This is a genomic window from Vibrio sp. 10N.239.311.G01 (genome assembly GCF_041465805.1).
Lineage (GTDB): Bacteria > Pseudomonadota > Gammaproteobacteria > Enterobacterales > Vibrionaceae > Vibrio > Vibrio crassostreae_C.
In genome coordinates this window covers 1-1,485 of sequence record NZ_JBFSRM010000070.1, presented here as the reverse complement: position 1 = coordinate 1,485, position 1,485 = coordinate 1, and the positions used below count along the sequence as shown (strand labels likewise).

The window sequence follows — 1,485 nt, the reverse complement described above, 5'->3', positions numbered from 1 at the left end:
TTACTATTTCCTTTGCACGTAATACGAAAACCCACTGGAAACCGAACTTATTACGAAGTAAACATCTCACGAACCAAAGGCGAAAAAGAGCGCAAGATACACATTCCATCAAGGTTAATGGAAGATTTGTGGCGCTATGTGAATGAGGCTCGATTTCAGAAGCAACAAGAATCAGGTGTAGTGTCAGATTGCTTATTTTTAACGTCAGAGGGTCAAGAGTGGACTTCTCAAGGCTCGGCTTTTGGAAAGGCACTCAAATCGCTTAATTTGCCCTTTCACATATCACCTCACATGCTAAGACACACTTACGCAACGCACATGCTCAAGGGACTGTTAGAGCGTAAAAGCAGTAAGTTTGAACCGTTGATGTATCTACAAGCTCGACTTGGGCATTCGAGTATCACAACCACGATGAAGTATTTGCACTTGGTTAATGATTTGGTCGATGACTTGTCGATTGAATATCAACAACAGATTGATGCGATTGTGTAGGTGACGCATGGCGAGACAACGAAAAAATCTGACGATTACCAACGATAAGCTAAAGAAAACCTCGGCAATAGAACCAACAATTGACGGGACTCAAAGCCAAAAAATTGTCCGACCAATCGATCCTGTTTTGAACTATCCAAATTTAAGTCCCGAAGGTGGCAACGGCGCAAACTTCGACTTTACCCCTTATTACGGCAAAGGCTACGACGACATTACGAATCGAGTTTACTATACCGCAAAGGCGCTACTGAGAAATACTAATGCTTTTACTGAAGAAACTCAGCGCACCTATTTAACGCATGGCTTTCGCTATTTATCACAATACTTAGAGATATTCAGGTGCTCAGTTGATGAGGATTTAACGCAATATGATATTACGCCTAACCTTATTGAACAGTATTTAATGAACCTTAAAGGTAGAGATTTAAAATATAGCTCTCAAAAGGGTATTTACACGTGTCTCAAGTCACTGTTAGTTCGAATGAAAGAAAAAGGCTATTGGTCACTTGTTAGTGATATCAACCTTAACAGTGATTTTTTCCCCAGTAACCCGTTCCCAAACTCAAGTAAACGTACAAAAGGTGAAAGACCACTCACTTCTTATGAAAAGAGGCAAGTGGTGGTGGCACTCAAGCAAGCCATCAAGCCTATTTATCAAAAAGCTGAGCCTTTGTCGGGGTATGAATTAACGCTGTGCTTATTGGCTGTAGCGATTCAAACGGGCATCAATACCTCACCGCTTCTAGGTATGACTACAGACTCATTAAGTGACCATCCACTTAAAGACAATCGTAAATTATTAACTGTATTCAAAAATCGAGGCAAAGCCATTCAATTACACAACTTGCGTAAGTCAGAGCAACTTGAGATTGTGCAAGGTGTAAAACTAGATGTGGCTTACCTGATCGATACCATTATTCAGTTGAACTCGCCATTTAGGCAAGTGAATGGTAGCGATTTAGTATTCTTATATGTCGCTAGCAATAGTAAAGG

At 40.6% G+C, this 1,485-nt stretch carries 1 protein-coding gene and 1 pseudogene; both read left to right on the top strand.

Annotation, left to right across the window (positions count from 1 at the left end):
• Positions 1-492: tyrosine-type recombinase/integrase (locus AB6D06_RS22415; RefSeq protein WP_372111918.1), on the top strand; the 492-nt coding region annotated here is incomplete at its 5' end.
• A gap of 7 nt (positions 493-499) precedes the next feature.
• Positions 500-1,485 (top strand): annotated as a pseudogene (locus AB6D06_RS22410) (hypothetical protein); the annotation flags it as partial.